The organism is Amycolatopsis sp. NPDC048633 (assembly GCF_040650695.1).
Taxonomy (GTDB): Bacteria; Actinomycetota; Actinomycetes; order Mycobacteriales; family Pseudonocardiaceae; genus Amycolatopsis.
Genome location: NZ_JBEZHS010000005.1, coordinates 368,973 through 385,433, shown reverse-complemented (window position 1 = coordinate 385,433; position 16,461 = coordinate 368,973). Strand labels below are relative to the sequence as shown.

At 71.6% G+C, this 16,461-nt stretch carries 17 protein-coding genes; 14 read left to right on the top strand and 3 right to left on the bottom strand.

The annotated features are described in order from the left end of the window. Positions 1-112 precede the first annotated feature (112 nt). From AB0C38_RS14130 to AB0C38_RS14095, 8 genes are all read left to right on the top strand, one after another. Entirely contained in the window at positions 113-889 is a 777-nt protein-coding gene (locus AB0C38_RS14130) for a DeoR/GlpR family DNA-binding transcription regulator (protein WP_360671855.1), read from the top strand. Further along, complete coding sequence (locus AB0C38_RS14125) at positions 886-2,079, top strand: MFS transporter (protein ID WP_360671852.1); 1,194 nt, start codon at positions 886-888, stop codon at positions 2,077-2,079. Before AB0C38_RS14130 ends, AB0C38_RS14125 begins: the two co-directional genes overlap by 4 nt. Positions 2,080-2,361: 282 nt before the next feature. Then, positions 2,362-3,261, top strand: coding sequence for an ABC transporter ATP-binding protein (locus AB0C38_RS14120; protein ID WP_360671849.1), 900 nt, complete (start codon positions 2,362-2,364; stop codon positions 3,259-3,261). 22 nt (positions 3,262-3,283) lie between these two features. Beyond that, on the top strand, positions 3,284-4,003 hold the full coding sequence (locus AB0C38_RS14115; RefSeq protein WP_360671847.1) for an ABC transporter permease: 720 nt from the start codon (positions 3,284-3,286) through the stop codon (positions 4,001-4,003). Continuing rightward, on the top strand, positions 4,000-4,962 hold the full coding sequence (locus AB0C38_RS14110) for an ABC transporter substrate-binding protein (protein ID WP_360671844.1): 963 nt from the start codon (positions 4,000-4,002) through the stop codon (positions 4,960-4,962). The genes AB0C38_RS14115 and AB0C38_RS14110 overlap by 4 nt, the downstream gene beginning before the upstream one ends. Next, positions 4,959-5,663 carry an isochorismatase family protein gene (locus tag AB0C38_RS14105; protein ID WP_360671841.1) on the top strand — a complete coding sequence of 235 codons (705 nt, stop codon included), beginning with the start codon at positions 4,959-4,961 and terminating at the stop codon, positions 5,661-5,663. Before AB0C38_RS14110 ends, AB0C38_RS14105 begins: the two co-directional genes overlap by 4 nt. After that, entirely contained in the window at positions 5,660-7,084 is a 1,425-nt protein-coding gene (locus AB0C38_RS14100) for a UbiD family decarboxylase (RefSeq protein ID WP_360671838.1), read from the top strand. The genes AB0C38_RS14105 and AB0C38_RS14100 overlap by 4 nt, the downstream gene beginning before the upstream one ends. Next, positions 7,084-7,788, top strand: coding sequence for a GntR family transcriptional regulator (locus AB0C38_RS14095; RefSeq protein ID WP_360671835.1), 705 nt, complete (start codon positions 7,084-7,086; stop codon positions 7,786-7,788). The genes AB0C38_RS14100 and AB0C38_RS14095 overlap by 1 nt, the downstream gene beginning before the upstream one ends. Positions 7,789-7,941: 153 nt before the next feature. Here the strand turns inward: AB0C38_RS14095 and AB0C38_RS14090 are convergent, their stop codons facing one another. The 3 genes from AB0C38_RS14090 to AB0C38_RS14080 are packed head-to-tail and all read right to left on the bottom strand — an operon-like array spanning position 7,942 to position 10,174. After that, positions 7,942-8,640, bottom strand: a complete 699-nt coding sequence (locus AB0C38_RS14090) for a GntR family transcriptional regulator (protein ID WP_360671832.1) — start codon at positions 8,638-8,640, stop codon at positions 7,942-7,944. Beyond that, positions 8,637-9,569 (bottom strand): LysR family transcriptional regulator, encoded by a 933-nt coding sequence (locus tag AB0C38_RS14085; RefSeq protein WP_360671829.1) that lies wholly within the window; start codon positions 9,567-9,569, stop codon positions 8,637-8,639. The genes AB0C38_RS14090 and AB0C38_RS14085 overlap by 4 nt, the downstream gene beginning before the upstream one ends. Then, on the bottom strand, positions 9,566-10,174 hold the full coding sequence (locus AB0C38_RS14080; RefSeq protein ID WP_360671826.1) for a UbiX family flavin prenyltransferase: 609 nt from the start codon (positions 10,172-10,174) through the stop codon (positions 9,566-9,568). Before AB0C38_RS14080 ends, AB0C38_RS14085 begins: the two co-directional genes overlap by 4 nt. 163 nt (positions 10,175-10,337) lie before the next feature. Between AB0C38_RS14080 and AB0C38_RS14075 the strand changes: the two genes are divergently transcribed. The 6 genes from AB0C38_RS14075 to AB0C38_RS14050 are packed head-to-tail and all read left to right on the top strand — an operon-like array spanning position 10,338 to position 16,453. Next, positions 10,338-11,336: an amidohydrolase family protein gene (locus AB0C38_RS14075; protein WP_360671822.1), complete on the top strand. Its 999-nt coding sequence runs from the start codon at positions 10,338-10,340 to the stop codon at positions 11,334-11,336. Further along, positions 11,333-12,109 (top strand): alpha/beta fold hydrolase, encoded by a 777-nt coding sequence (locus tag AB0C38_RS14070; protein ID WP_360671820.1) that lies wholly within the window; start codon positions 11,333-11,335, stop codon positions 12,107-12,109. The genes AB0C38_RS14075 and AB0C38_RS14070 overlap by 4 nt, the downstream gene beginning before the upstream one ends. Further along, positions 12,106-12,984, top strand: coding sequence for a xanthine dehydrogenase family protein subunit M (locus AB0C38_RS14065; RefSeq protein ID WP_360671817.1), 879 nt, complete (start codon positions 12,106-12,108; stop codon positions 12,982-12,984). Before AB0C38_RS14070 ends, AB0C38_RS14065 begins: the two co-directional genes overlap by 4 nt. After that, positions 12,977-13,462, top strand: a complete 486-nt coding sequence (locus AB0C38_RS14060; protein WP_360671814.1) for a (2Fe-2S)-binding protein — start codon at positions 12,977-12,979, stop codon at positions 13,460-13,462. Before AB0C38_RS14065 ends, AB0C38_RS14060 begins: the two co-directional genes overlap by 8 nt. After that, the gene (locus tag AB0C38_RS14055; RefSeq protein ID WP_360671811.1) at positions 13,455-15,824 is read left to right on the top strand and encodes a xanthine dehydrogenase family protein molybdopterin-binding subunit; all 2,370 of its coding nucleotides are present in this window, start codon (positions 13,455-13,457) and stop codon (positions 15,822-15,824) included. Before AB0C38_RS14060 ends, AB0C38_RS14055 begins: the two co-directional genes overlap by 8 nt. Then, complete coding sequence (locus AB0C38_RS14050) at positions 15,824-16,453, top strand: SRPBCC family protein (RefSeq protein ID WP_360671808.1); 630 nt, start codon at positions 15,824-15,826, stop codon at positions 16,451-16,453. Before AB0C38_RS14055 ends, AB0C38_RS14050 begins: the two co-directional genes overlap by 1 nt. The last annotated feature ends 8 nt before the right edge of the window (positions 16,454-16,461 follow it).

Below are 16,461 nucleotides of genomic sequence, written 5' to 3'. Positions count from 1 at the left end.
GGTCTCGGCGGCGTGCACGGCACCATCATGCCGCAGCGGGGTTTCGCACAAACGACGTGAGCGGACGAACAAATCGGTTGTGCGAATGTTCCCGGCTTGCGAGTATCGCGGCGTGAAGAGTGCGGAGCGGCAACGGATCATCGTGGAGCGGCTGCGCGACGCCGACCTGGTGGCCGTCGCGGACCTGGCGTCGGCGACCGGCGCGTCGGAGATGACCGTGCGCCGCGACCTCGACCACCTGGCCGCGAGCGGGGTCCTGCGGCGGGTGCACGGGGGAGCCGTCCCGGCGGCGCCGTCCGGGATCGAGCCGCCGTTCGCCGCCCGCGCGACGGCCGAGGTCGCGGCGAAGCGGGCCATCGCGACCGCCGCGGCCGAGCTGATCCGCGACGGCGAGACGATCGTCCTCGACAGCGGCACGACCGCCCTGGAACTGGCGCGGCTCCTGCGCGGGCGCGCGGTCACCGTGATGCCGCTTTCCCTGCACGCGGCCCACGAGCTGGCCGACGACCCGGACGTCCGGCTGCTGCTGCCCGGCGGCGAGCCGAGGCCGGGGGAGCAGGCCCTGGTGGGCCCGCTGACGCTGGCGTCGCTGCGGGCCCTGCGGTTCGACGTCGCCGTGCTGAGCCCCTGCGCGTTCGGCCTCGACGCCGGGCTGACCGCTTTCGACCTGGGCGACGCCGAGGTCAAGCGGGCGGCCCTCGACGTCGCCACCCGGGCGATCGTGCTCGCCGACGGCGCCAAGTGGGGCCGCGCCGCGCTCGCCCACGTCTGTCCCGCCGACCGCGCGGACGTAGTGATCACCGACCCGGGCGCGCCCGAGGACCAGCGCGCGGCGCTGGCCGCCCTCGGTGTGCTCGTGCACGTCGCCGTCCCCTTGGAGAACCGATGACGACCGCTCCGCCCCGCCCGCGCGCCGCGCGGTTCGCGACCTTCATGTTCTTCGGCCTCAACGGGTTCGCGATGGGCATGTGGGTCGTGCACATCCCGAACGTCGAGCGCGCGACCGGCATCTCGCACAGCACGCTGGGCGCTTTGCTGCTGGTGCTCGGCGGCGCGGCGTTCGCGGGCATGCAGATCTCCGGCCCGCTCGTCGACCGGCTCGGCCACCGCCGCCTGGTCCCGGCGGCCGGGGTGCTGCTCGGGCTGGCCGTGTGCGCCCCGGGGTTCGCGAACTCGTGGTGGACGCTGGGGCTTTCGCTGATCCTGTTCGGCTTCGGCAACGGCGCGATCGACGTCGGGATGAACTCGCACGCGGTGGTGGTGGAGCGGGCCTACCCGCGCCCGATCATGGCGGCGTTCCACGCGATGTGGTCGATCGGCGGCGCGTTCGCCGCGGTCATCGGCGCGGCGACGCTCGGTGCCGCCGTGCCGACCGGCGTGACGCTCACCTGCACCGGCCTGCTGTGCGTGCTGCTTTCCCTGGCGTCCGCACGGTTCCTGATGGAGCCGTCTGACGCGCCTGCCGCCGTCACGGACGCGGCCGAGGCCGCTCCTGGCCGCCGCCGCACCCCGGGTCGCGTGGTCTGGCTGCTCGGCCTGCTGGCGCTGGCGCTGATGCTGTCGGAGGGCGTGGCGAACGACTGGGCCGCGCTGCACATGGAGAAGGTCCTGGGCACGTCGTCCTCGACGGCGGCGCTGGCGTACGGCGCGTTCGCGGTGGCGATGACGACCGGCCGGTTCCTGACCGACCGCGTCGCGGCCTGGGCGGGCCCGGCGGCGATCGTCCGCTACGGCGCGGCACTGGCGGCGGTCGGCCTGTCCATCGCGGCGGCGGCCCCGTGGGTGCCGCTGTCGCTGGTGGGCTGGGCGCTGTTCGGGCTGGGTCTCTCGGGCGGCGTCCCGCAGCTGTTCACGGCGGCGGGCAACCTGGACACGCGGGCGTCGGGCGCGCTGATGGCCCGGGTGGTCGGGCTGGGCTACGTGGGCCTGCTGGCGGGGCCGGCGCTGATCGGCGGGCTGACGCGGTGGATGCCGCTGAACGTCACCTTCGCGGTGCCGGTGGTGCTGTGCGTGCTGGCGGCGGTGTTCGCCGGGGTGCTGAGCCCGAAGCCGGAACCGGCGGAGCAACCCGTCGGCTGATCTCGCCGAGGTCCGCGAAGGCCACCTTGAGGGACTCTGAGTCCCTCGAGGTGGCCTTCACGGCTTTCCGGGGCAGTGCGCCGGTGCACCTGTAGTGAAGTGGCTAGTGTCGACAGTTTGTTTCATCTGACCTCCTTGCTCGATTCCGATCCTTGACATTGTCGGTATCACAGTCGCAGACTCTCCCGAAGTGTCGACACCTTGCGATCCGCAGTGCAGCCATCGGCAAGGAGGAGCGGTTGTGAACCACCCAGAAAACCCGGACGAGGCGAGGACCCGCTGATGTCCGTCCCGAACATCTGCCTGGACGCGCGGGACCTGCTGCTCGGGCACAAGGCCCGGCGCGGCGGCGGGTTCTCCACCGCGTGCCTCGACCTGAACCTGCAGATCCACGACGAGGAGTTCGTGGTCATCGTCGGCCCCAGCGGGTGCGGCAAGACCACCTTCCTCGAGGCCGTCGCCGGGCTCGTGCCGGTCGCCGGCGGCGCCCTCGAACTCGCCGGCCGGCCCATCAAAGGGCCCGGGCCGGAGCGGTCGCTGGTCTTCCAGCACGCCTCGCTCTACCCGTGGCGGACCGTCCTCGACAACGTCCTCTTCGGACCCCAGGTCCAGGGCAGGCTGACGCCGGAGACCCGGAAGCGCGCCGAGGAGCTGCTCGAGATCGTCGGCCTGGCCAAGGTCGCGAAGAAGTACCCGCACGAGCTGTCGGGCGGCATGCGCCAGCGGGTCAACCTGGCGCGCGCCCTGGCCACCGACCCGACGCTCCTGCTGCTCGACGAGCCGTTCGGCGCGCTCGACGCGCAGACCCGCGAGAACCTGCAGGACGAGCTCCTGCGGATCTGGCAGGCGGACACGGTCACGAAGAAGACCGCGATGTTCGTGACCCACGACGTCAACGAGGCCGTGCTGCTCGCCGACCGCGTGCTCGTCTTCTCCCCGTCCCCCGCGCACGTCGCGCTGGAAGTGGTCATCGACGTGCCCCGCCCGCGCGACGCCGCCTGGCGGCGCAGCGCCGAGTTCCTGGCCTACGGCGACAAGATCCTCTCGGCCCTCCACCACGAACCCGCCCCAGCAGCTTCGGAGCCGACCCATGACAACAGCGTCACTCCCGCGCACGACGACCGCACCGACCCCACCACCGGCACCGTCGGCGAGCTCCGGCTGGGCGCGGCGACACCGTAGCGGGCTGCTCGGCACGGCCGGGATGGCGATCGTCCTCGTGCTGTGGCAGCTCGCGACGGCGCTCGGCCTCGTCGACGTCTCCTTCAGCAGCAACCCGCTGCGCATCGCCGCGGCCGAGGCGAAGCTGTTCGGCTCCGGCGAGATCTACCCGGCGCTCGGCGCGACCGGCCTGGAACTGCTGTGGGGCCTGGGCATCACGTTCGTCCTGGGCATCCCGATCGGGCTGGTGCTCGGCCGCAGCCGGATCCTGCACGACATGACCGAGCCGATGGTCAACATCCTCTACTCGGTGCCGTACGTGATGTTCCTGCCGATCATCATCTTCTGGTTCGGCATCGACAACACCTCGCGCGTGATCGTCATCGTGTGGGCCGCGATCCTGCCGCTGATCATCAACATCACCGCCGGCGTGCGGAACCTCGACAGCGACTACACCCGCGTCGCGACCGTGTTCTGCACGCCGCGGCTGAAGTTCTTCTACGCCATCGCGTTGCCCGCGACGCTGCCGTACATCCTCGCGGGCGTGCGGCTGGCCGTCGGCCGGGCACTGGTCGGCGCGATCGTCGCCGAGCTGTTCCTGGCCAGCCAGGGCCTCGGCTACTTCGTGCAGACGCAGACCTCCAACTTCAACATGGACTCGGCGATGGCCGGGATCGTCATCCTCGCCGTGCTCGCCCTGCTGCTGAACTGGGCCGTCCGGCTGGTCGAACGCCGTTTCACCCACTGGGCAGGTGCAGAATGAAGAAACTCCTCCTGGCAGCCGCGCTCATGCTCGGCCTCACCGCGTGCGGGGGCGGGGCCGGCGGCACGGTCACCGCCGACGCGAGCGGCGCGCTGCCGGTCACCATCGGCTACACCGCGCTCGGCGCGGGCTACTCCGACCTCTACACCGCGCAGGACTACGGCATCTTCGCCAAGCACGGCCTGAACGTGAAGCTCAGCCGGCTCAACGACAGCTCCCAGCTGGTCGCCGGGCTGGCCAGCAACAGCGTCCAGATCGGCGTCGGCGTCGCGGCCGACACCGCGGCGGCGATCATGAAGGGCGCGGACCTCAAGTACGTGGCGATGTCCGAGCCGCACTACAACCTGGAGATGTGGGCGAGCCCCGACGTCAAGTCGGTCGCCGACCTCAAGGGGAAGAAGGTCGCCATCACCTCGCCCGGCTCGGAAAGCGACTTCGGGCTGACCGCGCTGCTGGAGTCGAACGGCCTCAAGCGCGAGGACGTCACGGCGGTGTTCGTCAAGGGCGTCCCGGCCGAGGTCGCGGCGCTCGGCAGCGGCGCGGTGTCGGCGATCCTCACCCAGCCGCCCAACGGCACCGAGAGCCGCAACAAGGGCGCGCACCGGCTCGCCGCGTTGTCGAACATGCCCTTCCCGCTCGGCGCCTACACCGTGCAGTCGAAGTACCTGCAGAACAACCGCGAGGTCGTGAAGCGGTTCATCGCCGCGGAAACCGAGGCGCTGCAGTACATCCGCGGCCACAAGGCCGAGACGGTGAAGAGCATCCAGAAGTACAGCGGCGTGCAGAGCACCGACCTCGCCTCCTACGCCTACGACTTCTTCCTCGACGTCTGGGCGAAGACCCCGGTGGTGGACGAGAAGGTGATCAAGCAGGCCTTCGACGAAGCCGCGGAGAACGCGAAGACGTCGCCGCCGTCGGACATCGCGAAGTACATCGACAACAGCCTCACGGCGTCATGAACTTCGAAGCCGAGTGGACGAAGTACCTGACCGAACGGGACCGCGCGCTGCTCGCGGCGACGTCGTGGGCGAAGCAGGCCCCGTTCGGTCTGGGCGCCAACCCCGCCGTGCTCGTCGTCGACCTGTACTACGCGGCGCTGGGCCTGCCCCGGCAGGACATCCTCGATGCGGTCGGGGACTGGCCCAGTGCGTGCGGCGCCGACGGCTGGGCCGCCGTCGACCGCACCGCTCCGCTGCTGCGAGCGGCCCGGGACGCCGGGGCCCCGGTGATCTACTTCCACGCGACACCGTCCAGTTACGGCCGGTGGAACCGCAAGCCGGGCTCGACACTCGCACCTAAGTCCACTGTGGATCCGAACGCGATCGTGTCCGAAGTGGAACCGTGGGCCGAAGACATCGTACTGGAGAAGATCGGCCCCAGCTGCTTCCACGGCACCCCGCTCGACACCATCCTCCGGGCGGGCGGTCACGACACCCTGCTCGTGGCCGGCGAGGCTACGAGCGGGTGCGTGCGCTCCACCGTCGTCGACGCCTGCACCCGGGGCTACCGGGTCGGCGTCGTCGGCGACTGCTGTTTCGACCGCTTCGAGGCTTCGCACTGGCTGAGCCTGTTCGACCTGGACCAGAAGTACGCGGACGTGCTCACCGCGGAGGCGGCGATCGGCCACCTCCGCCAGACCTCGCGAAGGATTCCGGCATGACCGACCTGCGGAAGTGGCTCGCCGAAGCCGAGGCGGCCGGGGAGGTGCAGACCGTCGAAGGCGCCCACTGGGAGCTCGAGATCGGCGCGCTGTCCCAGGTCAACTACCGGCGTTCGCACCCCAAAGCCCTGATGTTCGACTCGATCAAGGACTACGCTTCCGGTTCGCGCGTGCTGTCCGGCTCGGTCAGCAACCCGCGGCTGCTCGGCTCGGTGCTCGGCCTCGGCTGGGACAACACCGACGAGGACCTCGTCGAGAAGCTCGCCGTCAAGCCGGGGGAGTGGATCTCACGCTCGGGCGACTTCCGCGCGGAGACCGTTTCGGACGGACCCTTGCTGTCCCATGTGGACGACGAGGTCGACCTGCTGAAGTTCCCGGTGCCGCGCTGGCACGAAGGCGACGGCGGCCGCTACATCGGCACCGGCTGCGCGGTGGTCACCCGCGACTACGACACCGGCCGGATCAACCTCGGCGCGTACCGGATGCAGGTGCAGGACGACGGCCGCGCGGTGAGCGTCAACATCGAGGCGGGCAAGCACGGCGCCCAGCACCTGCGCCGCTGGTTCGAAGCCGAGGGCCGGGCGCCGATCGCGGCGTCGCTGGGCCACCACCCGGCGTACCTGGTGGCGGCCGGCGTCGAGGTCCCCGGCGACGTCTCGGAGTACGACTACGTCGGCGCGATGGCCGGCGCCCCGGTGCGCACGATCGCCGGGCTCGCGACCGGGCTGCCGCTGCCGCACGACGCCGAGATCGCCATCGAAGGCTGGGTGCGGCCGGACGACAAACGTCCGGAAGGCCCGTTCGGCGAGTGGACGGGGTACTACTCCGGCTCCCGTGACCCGATCCTCACCATCGACGTCGAAAAGGTGTACTACCGCGACGACCCGATCCTGCTCGGCGCGCCGCCGGGCAAGCCGCCGCACGACTATTCGTACATGCGCACGGTGATGAAGTCCGCGATCATCACCGACTCCCTGCGCAAGACCGGGCTTCCGGGCCTACGGGGGGTCTGGGCGCACGAAGCGGGCGGCGGACGGTCGCTGCTGATCGTCGCGATCGAACAGCGTTACGCGGGGCACGCGCGCCAGGCCGCGTACCTGACTTCGCAGCTGCCGAGCGCGGCGTACATGAACCGGTTCACGGTGGTCGTCGACCACGACGTCAACCCGCGCGACCTCGGCGAGGTCGTCTGGGCGATGTGCGGGCGGACCGACCCGTCGCTCGACATCGAGGTCATGAAGCGGACGTGGGGCAGCCGGGTCGACCCGCTGACGCTGCCCGGTGCGGTGCCCTTCAACAGCCGCGCGATCATCGACGCCTGCCGGCCGTTCGAGCGGCTGGCCGACTTCCCGGAGGTGGCGGAGTCGAGCCCCTCGCTGATCGCCGACGTGAGCCGGCGCTGGCCCGAGGTGCTCGGTTAGTGACGGCGGTCGACCTGCCCGATCTCCGGCGGGAGCTGCTCTTCACCGCGCTGCGCGGGGTGGAGGGCAGCTCGTCGCTGGCGTTCACGATCTTCCAGGAGATCGCGGTCGGCATCGTCGAGGGGCGCCTGCCGCCGGGCCACGAGGTGAACTCGGCCGAGCTGGCCCGCCGGTTCAGCACGTCGCGGACGCCGGTGCGGGAAGCGTTGCTGCTGCTGGAGCGGGAATCGCTGGTGATCGTCCCGCCGCGCCGGCGGCCGTACGTGTCCCCGGTGGACATGACGCAGGTCCGCGAGATCTACGAGATCCGGGCTTCGCTGTACGCGCTGGTCAGTGAGCTGCTGGTGGCGCGGGCGTCCGACGCGGAGATCTTCGGGTTGCGGCGCTGGCAGGGACTGCTCTCGGCGGACGCTTCGGCGGGCGACGTCGACGCCTACTTTTGGCACAACGTCGGGTTCCGCAACGCCGAGGTGGGCTTGGCCAAGAACGGGGAGCTGCAGCGCCGGCTCAGTTCGCTGGGCCTGCAGATGCACCGGTTCCGGCACTTGAGCCTGTCGTTGCCGGGAAGGTTGCTGCATTCGGTGGCGGACCACGAAAGGCTGGTGAACGCGTACGCGGACCGCGACGCGGGCTTGGCGGCGGCGGTGAGCCGTTCGCTGGTGATGAGGGGCTACCGGGCGATCGAACGCGCCGGCGGCGTGTGAGCCTTCCAGCGGCGCTACCCGGGTCGGCTCAGTCCGGCCGGAGGTCATGAACGACTCGTTCATCGCGCCCGACGTCATGAACGACTCGTTCATGACGTTCACGTGCGCGCCCGACCAGCCTTCGAGACCAGCGCCGCGGCCGGAACCCACAGCTCAGTCCGCGACCTCGAGACCCGGCCACTGGGAAGCCTCGATGGAATGCAGCCCCGTCATGATGATCGACCGCGTCAACGCCACCGCGAGCGCGGCATCCCCGTCGGCGTAGGCCGCCAGCAGGCGCTCATGGTCCGCCACCGACCGGTCCAGCCGTCCCGGCAGCGACAAGCTCACGTGCCGCAGCTGCAACGTCCGCAGTCCCAGCGACCCCAGCAACCGCGTCAGCTGCCGGTTGCCCGCCACCTCCGCCTCCGCCTGCCGGAACGAGACGTTGTGCCAGAAGTACGCGTCGACGTCCCCGCGAGCGGCGTCGTCCCGCAGGTGCGCCTGCCACGAAGCGAGCACCGACAAGTCAGGAGAACCGGCCACGATCAGCTCGCTCACCAGCGCGTGCAGCGAAGCCCGGATCTCGTACAGCTCCCGCGCCTGGGCGAGCGTCACCGGCGCGACCCGCGGCCGGCGGCGGGCCGGGATGTCCACCAGACCTTCGCGCTGCAACGTCAGCAGCGCCTCCCGGACCGGTGTCCGGGAAGTGCTGAACCGGCGGGCCAGGTCGACCGAGTTGACGTCCGCGCCCGGGGGCAGGGAGCCGTCGATGATCCGGCGGGCCAGGTCCTCGACGATCCGATCGACCAGCGAGACGTCCGCGCGCCCGTCGAGCAGCATCCGGCGCAGGACGTCGGGCGGTTCGGTCACGCGTGTTCCTCCGGGTCGGTCGTCGCCACCACCCGCAATACTTCCAGCATCTGCCGCGCCGCGGGGGGATGACTCGCCTCCAGCAGGCGCACGGCCGCGATCCGCCGCCGCGGGGCCGCCGGGGCGATCGCCACCGCGACGACGTCGGGGCGCTGCGCGACCAGCGCGAGCCGCGGGGCCGCGCCGATGCCGATCCCGGCCGCGACCAGGCCCTGCACCGACAAGTAGTCCTCGGCCGCGAAGCCGATCCGCGGCTCGAAACCGGACAACCGGCACAACGTCGTGAACGCTTCGTCGTAGGGCGGCCGGTGACTGCGCACCACCCACGTCTCGCCGGCCAGCTCCCGCAGCTCCACTTCGGACTCCCCGGCGACCGGATGATCGAGGGGCACCAGCACGCACAGCGGGTCGTCGGCCAGGTGGACCCACTCGACGTCGGCGGGCACCGAACGCGGGTCGAAGTCGTAGTCCCAGACCAGGCCGAGGTGGATCGAGCCGTCGCGCAGGGCGGCGGTCATGTCGGACGCGTGCGCCGAGCGCAGCACGATCTTCGTCTCCGGGTACCGGCGCTGGTACTCGCGCACGACGCGGGGGATGAGGTCGGCCCCGGCCGTCGGGAACGCGCCGAGCCGCACCGACGAATGCTGTGCTTTGAGGTCCGACATCTCCTGCTCGATGTGGGCGATCGTGCCGAGCAACCCGGTGCTGCGTTCCGAAAGCAGCTTGCCCGCCTCGGTGAGCTCGATCCCGCGCGGCCCGCGGATCATCAGGGGCACGCCCAGCTGCCGTTCGAGCAGCGCCATCTGCTGCGAGACGGCGGAATGCGTCATGAACAGGGCCTCCGCCGCCGCGGTGAACGAGCCGTGCTCGGCCACCGCGGAGAAGATCTGCAGCCGCCGCGCCTCCAGCACCCCGGTCCCTTTCGTCACCGCCCCAGCAGGTCGGCCGGGTCGGCCCTGGTCAGTTCGCCGTCCCACGGTTCCGGCGCCAGCTCCCATAGTCCCACCCGGGCCAGCGCACGGCGAGCCGTGTAGTCGACGAGGTCCCCGACGGTCCGCGGCCGCGGGTAGAACGCCGGCACCGGCGGCGCGATGATCGCGCCCGCCTCCGTCACCGCGACCATCGACTTGAGGTGCCCCAGGTGCAGCGGGGTTTCGCGGACCATCAGCAGCAGCGGCCGGCCCTCCTTGAGACAGACGTCGGCGGCGCGGCTGACCAGGTCGTCGGTGTAGCCGGTGGCGATCGCCGAGAGCGTCTTGACCGAGCACGGCACGACGAGCATCGCCGCGACCGGGAACGAGCCGGACGCGATCGTCGCCCCGATCTCGCCCGGCCGGTAGGTGACGTCGGCGAGCGCGCGGACGTCGGCCACCGTGAGGTCGCATTCGTGGCGCAGGGTGAGGATCCCGGCCTTGGACAGCACCAGGTGCGTGCGGAACTCCGGCCGCTCGCGCAGCAGTTGCAGGACGCGCACGCCCAGGCACGCTCCGCTGGCGCCGGTGATCGCCACGACCACGTTCCGGGTTTCCGTCACGACCGCCGCCTTCCTCTGTGGACTCGTCCGCTCATCGCAACACGAACGCCCGCCGGAAGCGAGGCCCCGGCTGTCAGTTCTCCTTACGCCTGCTGCCAGGAAAGCGCGCTGGTCCCCCGTGCGACCCCGGCTTAGCGTCAGGACACCAACCCGACCGGTGGAGGTGAGTCGGACGGAAGTCCTCGACACGCACGCGCACATCGTGCCGCCCTCGCTGCTGACCGCGCTGGAACAGGCCCCCTTCGCGGGGTTCTCGGCGCGGCGCACCGAGGTGGGCTGGGTGGTGGCGGTGCCCGGCACCGGCGAGACCCGGCCGATCGGCGCGCGGATGACCGAGCCCGGCGCCCGGGCCGGCTGGCAGCGCCAAGCCGGCGTCACGCGGCAGATCCTTTCGCCGTGGCTGGACATCCAGTCGGCGCCGCTGAACCCGGCCCGCGCCCGGGACTGGGCGCGCACGGTCAACGACGCGATGGCGGAGTCGGCGGCCGGTACTGTCGCCCTCGCTTCGGTGGCCACCGACGACGGCGACCAGGCCGCCGAGGACCTCCTCGAAGCCTGGAAGCGCCCCGAGTTCGCAGGGCTGATCCTCAACACCGACCCGCCCGCCGGCCCGGCCTCGCACGAGCCGTCGTTCGATCCACTGTGGACGCTCGCCGCGGCCGAGGGGATCCCGGTGGTGCTGCACCCGCCGACGTGCGGGCCGTCCGGGGACCTCGCTTCGCTGGGCACGATGGGCAACGTGCACGGCCGGCTGATCGACAACACCGTCGCGATCACCAAGCTGATCCTCGCCGGGGTGCTCGACCGCCACCCCGGCCTGCGGCTCGTCCTCGTGCACGGCGGCGGTTTCCTGCCCTACCAGGCCCACCGCCTCGACGGCGGCTACCGCACCAAGGAAGCCTTCGCCGGCGAGCTCCGGCGCGAGAAGCCGTCCGCGTACCTCGGCGATTTCCACTACGACACCGTCGGGCTGTCCGGCCCGTCGATCGCGTTCCTCGCCGGGCTCGTCGGTCCCGGGAAGGTGCTGCTCGGCAGCGACTACCCGTTCGCACTCGGCGACCCCGAGCCGGTCCGGACCGTGCGCGAAAGCGGCCTCGGCGCCGCGGCGGCCGAAGCGGTCCTGCACACCAACGCCGACACGCTCTTCCGGAGGCCCGCATGAGCAAGCCCTTGGCCGTGCACCGCCGCGGGGCAGGCGAGCCCCTGGTCCTGCTGCACCCGCTGGCGCTGTCCGGCGAGCTGTGGACCCCGCTCGCCGAGGCGCTTTCCGACGAGTTCCAGGTCTTCGCGCTCGACCTGCGCGGCCACGGCGACAGCGCCTGGGACGGCAAGCCGTTCAGCATCGAGGACCTCGCCGACGACGTCGCCCGCACCCTCGACACGCTCGACCTGCCCTCGGCGAGCCTCCTCGGCCTGTCGATGGGCGGCAGTGTCGCGGTGAACTTCGCCGGGCGCCACCCCGGGCGCGTCCGGTCGCTCGTGCTGGCCGACACGACGGCCTGGTACGGCGAAGACGCCGGCACCGCCTGGGCCGAACGCGCCCAGAAAGCCGTCGCCGTACCGCGGGCGAAGCAGGTGACCTTCCAGCTCGACCGCTGGTTCTCCCCGGAGTTCCGCGACCGGCACCCGGAGGAAGCCGACCGCGTCGTCAAGATCTTCCTGCGCACCAACAGCGAAGCCCACGCGGCGGCCTCGATCGCCATGGGCGCCATGGACTCCCGGCCGCTGCTGGCGTCGGTCACCGCGCCCACCCTGGTGCTGGTGGGGCGGCACGACTACGCCACCCCGCCGTCGATGGCCCGCGCGCTCGCCGACGGCATCGACGGCGCCGAGCTCGAAATCCTGCCCGACCTGCGGCACCTGTCGCTCATCGAACGCCCGTTGCTCGCCGGCCGCGTCCGGCAGCACCTGCGCCGCGTCACGGAGACCCGATGAAACCCGCCCGCTTCACCTACCACGCGCCGCGCGAGCTCGACGAAGCCCTCGAGCTGCTGCGCGACCTCGGCGACGAGGCCAAGGTCCTGGCCGGCGGCCAGAGCCTGATGCCGATGCTCAACTTCCGCCTGGCCCACGTCGAGCACCTCGTCGACATCAACCGCATCGGGCAGCGGTGGGGGACGCCGGAGTTCGGCGAAACCACGATCACGATCCCCGCCCTGGTCCGGCAGCGGCAGCTCGAACGCTCGGCCGAGGCCGCACGCCTGCTGCCGGTCCTCCCCGAAGCCCTGCGCCAGGTCGCCCACCCGCAGATCCGCAACCGCGGCACCATCTGCGGCAGCCTGGCCCACGCCGACCCGGCCGCCGAGCTGCCGAGCGTGCTCACCGTGCTGGACGCGCAGTTCACGCTCGCCTCGGCCCGGGGCGTCCGGACCGTGTCCGCGGCGGACTTCTTCCTGTTCCACCTCACCACCGCGCTGGAGCCGGACGAGCTGCTGCTGCAGGTGAGCGTCGAGCGGCCCGGCGCCGACCAGTACTCGGCGTTCCGCGAGTTCGCGACCCGGCGCGGTGACTTCGCGCTGGCCGGCGTCGCCGTGGTGTGCGAAGTGGACGACGGTGTCGTCACGGCGTGCCGGATCGCGGCCGCCGGAGTGGCGCCGACCCCGCACCGGCTCACCGACACCGAGCTGCTCGTCATCGGGCAGCCCCTCGGACCCGACCTGGGCGCGGCCGCTGAGGCCACCGCCCGCGCCCAGGTCGACCCCACCGGCGACATCCACGCGAGCGCCGAGTACCGCGCCCGGCTCACCGGCGTGCTGGTCAAGCGCGCGCTGGCCGACATCCAGCAGAAGTGGGAGAAGGCCCATGCTTGAGCAAGCGACCCGGCAGGTCCGGGGCACGGTCAACGGCGAGCCGTTCGACGAGGTCGTCGACCCGCGGCTGACCCTGGCCGACTTCCTGCGCGAGAAGCTGCGGCTCACCGGCACGCACCTCGGCTGCGAGCACGGCGTCTGCGGGGCGTGCACGGTGATCGTCGACGGCGCCGCGACGCGCGCGTGCCTGATGCTCGCCGTGCAGGTGGACGGCGCGGCAGTCGAGACCGTCGAAGGCCTGGCCACCGACGGCGAGCTGGCGCCGCTGCAGCAGGCGTTCAAGCGCAACCACGCCCTGCAGTGCGGGTTCTGCACGCCCGGGTTCCTGATGAGCGTCACGGCCGCGCTGCGCGAGGACACCGTCCGCGACGAAGCCGAGGCGCGTGAGGTGCTGAGCGGGAACATCTGCCGCTGCACCGGCTACACCGGGCTCGTCCAGTCCGTTTTGGACGTCGCGAACGGACGGTCCGATGCCTGAGGCCATGATCGGGCAGCGGCTGCCGCGCCGCGAGGACCAGCGGCTGCTCACCGGCCGCGGCCGCTACCTCGACGACCTCGACCTGCCCGACGCCCTCGCGGCGGCCTTCCTGCGCTCGCCGCACGCGCACGCGCGGATCACGGCGTTCGACGCGAGCGAAGCCCGCGCGCTGCCCGGCGTCGTCGCCGTGTTCTCCGGCGCCGACCTGATGGAGATCCAGAAACCCCTGGCGCCCAAGGTGCTGCACCCGCAGCTGCGGGACTACCCGCGGCTGCCGATGCCGCCGGAGGAGCTGCACTACGTCGGCGAACCCCTCGCCGTCGTCATCGCGGAGTCGCGGTACCTCGCCGAGGACGCGCTGGAACTGATCGACGTCGACTACGAGGTGCTGCCCGCCGTCGGCTCCACCGCCGCCGCGCTGCGTCCCGGCGGCCCGCTGGTCCACACCGGCGACGAGTCCAATGTGGCCGTGTTGCTCACCCAGAGCGCCGGAAACGCGGTGGAAGCCCTGAGCACCGCGCCGCACACGCTGAGCGAAGAGTTCTACCAGATGCGCGGCGGCGGCCACTCGATGGAACCGCGCGCGGTGGCCGCGCGGTTCGAGCCGGCGACCGGGCAGCTGACCATCTGGGACACCACCCAGTCGCCGCACTACGCGCGCCAGCAGCTGTCGATGATCTACGAGATGGCCGAGGACGACCTGCGCGTGATCGCCCCGCCGGACGTCGGCGGTGGCTTCGGCCCGAAGGCCCAGTTCTACGGCGAAGAAGTCGTGATCCCGTGGGTCGCGAAGAGGCTGCGCCGCGCGGTGAAGTGGGTCGAGGACCGGCAGGAGAACTTCGTCTCGGCCATGATGGAACGCTCGCAGACGCACCGGATCGACGTCGGCTTCGACGCGGACGGGCGGCTCCTGGCGGTCAAGGACGTGATCGAGCACGACCAGGGCGCGTACTGCGCCGGGCTGCAGGTCCCGTCGATCACGACGTCGACGGTGCCCGGCCCGTACAAGGTGCCGAACATCGACATCGAGCTGCGGGCCTGTTACACGAACATGGTCCCGACCTCGTCGGTGCGGGGCGCGGGCCGGCCGCAGGCGGTGTTCGTGATGGAACGCATGATGGACCGGATCGCGGCGCACCTCGGCCTCGACCCCGCGGAAGTGCGGCGGCGCAACCTCATCCAGGCCGACGAGTTCCCGTACCAGGTCGGCATCATGTTCCGCGACGGCAGCCCGCTGACCTACGACAGCGGGAACTTCCCGGCGCTGCTGGAAGGCGCGCTCGAGCGCATCGGTTACGACGAGGCCCGCCGCGAGCAAGTTCGCCTCCGTGAGGAAGGCCGGTACGTCGGCATCGGGCTCGCGGTGTACGTCGAGGGCTGCGGCCTCGGCCCGTACGAAGGCGCGAAGATCCGCGTCACCAACCGCGGCCGGATCCTGGTGACGCTCGCCGCGGCGGGGCAGGGCCAGGGCTACGAGACGATCTACGCCCAGATCGCCGCCGACGGCCTCGGCCTCGACATGAAGTACATCGAGGTCACCACCGGCGACACCGCGCGGATCCCGTTCGGCCAGGGCACGTTCGCCTCACGCATCACGGCGACCTGCGGGCCGGCGGTGTTCGACGCGGCGAAGCAGATGCGGGCCCGGCTGCTCGACACGGCGGCGGTGCTGCTCGGCTGCGACGCGTCCGAAGTGGACTTCGACGGCGACCACGCCTGTCTCGGTGGCGACCGCGAGAAGTCCGTTTCCCTGCAACAGCTCGCGCAGGTCGCGAACATCGGCAAGCACGGCATCACGCTGCCGCGCGGGATCACCGCCGGGCTGGAGACGGCGAGCTACTTCTCGCCGGAGCGGGCGGCTTACGCCAGCGGCGCGCACGCGGCGCTGGTCGAGGTCGACCCGGAGACGGGCGGGATCACCATCCTCAAGTACGTCATCGGCCACGACTGCGGGAAGGTGATCAACCCGCTGCTGGTGGACGGCCAGGTGCTCGGCGGGTTCGCCCACGGCCTCGGCAACGCGATGTACGAGGAAGCCGTCTACGACGACGAGGCCACCCCACAGGCCACGAGCTACCTCGACTACGCGCTGGTGTCCTCGGCCGAGGTACCACCGGTCGAGCTGTTCCACATCGAGTCGCCCAGCCCGCTCAACCCGCTCGGCGCGAAAGGCGCGGGGGAGGGCGGCACGGTCCCGCCGCCGGCCGCGATCGCCAACGCCGTCGAGGACGCGCTGCGCCCGCTCGGCGCCCGCGTGACCCGGGCGCCGGTCACCCCCGCCCGCATCGTCGACGCCCTGCTCGCCGCCGCCTCAGTTGCCGACTCAGTAGTCGACTCAGTTGCTGAAAAGAGGGTCTCCTGATGCTCATCGAGAACTCCTTCGAGGTCGCCGCCGACCCCGACGAGGTGTACCGCTTCCTGCAGGACGCCCACAACGTCGCCGCGTGCTTCCCGGGTGCGGAGCTGACCGAGGACCTCGGCGACGACTCCTACCAGGGCAAGGTCAAGATCAAGGTCGGCCCGGTGACCGCGGCCTACCAAGGCGTGGCGAAGGTCGTGGAGCGCGACGCGGTCGCGCGCACGGCGGTGCTGCTCGCCGACGGCAAGGACACGCGCGGCTCCGGGACGGCCAAAGCGCGCGCGACGATGCGCGTGACGCCGTCGGGCGAGGGCGCGAACGTCGTGCTGGCCACGGATCTGACGATCTCGGGCAAGCTCGCGCAGTTCGGCCGCGGGATCATGGCCGACGTCTCGGGCCGGATGGTCGGCGAGCTGGCGTCCCGGGTGCGGGAGCGGATCGAGCAGGGCGACGAGCCCGCCGCCGCACCGACGCCGGCCGAACCCGCCGCACCTGTGCCGGCCGAGCCGCCGGTGAGCAAGCCACGAGCCGAAGTCCCGCCGATGAAGGCGTCCGACCTGATCCGCACGGTGCTCGCCGGGATGCTCGAACGCTGGGCCGCCCGCCTCCGCGCGCCGCGTCCCGTCCGGTGAGAACCCAG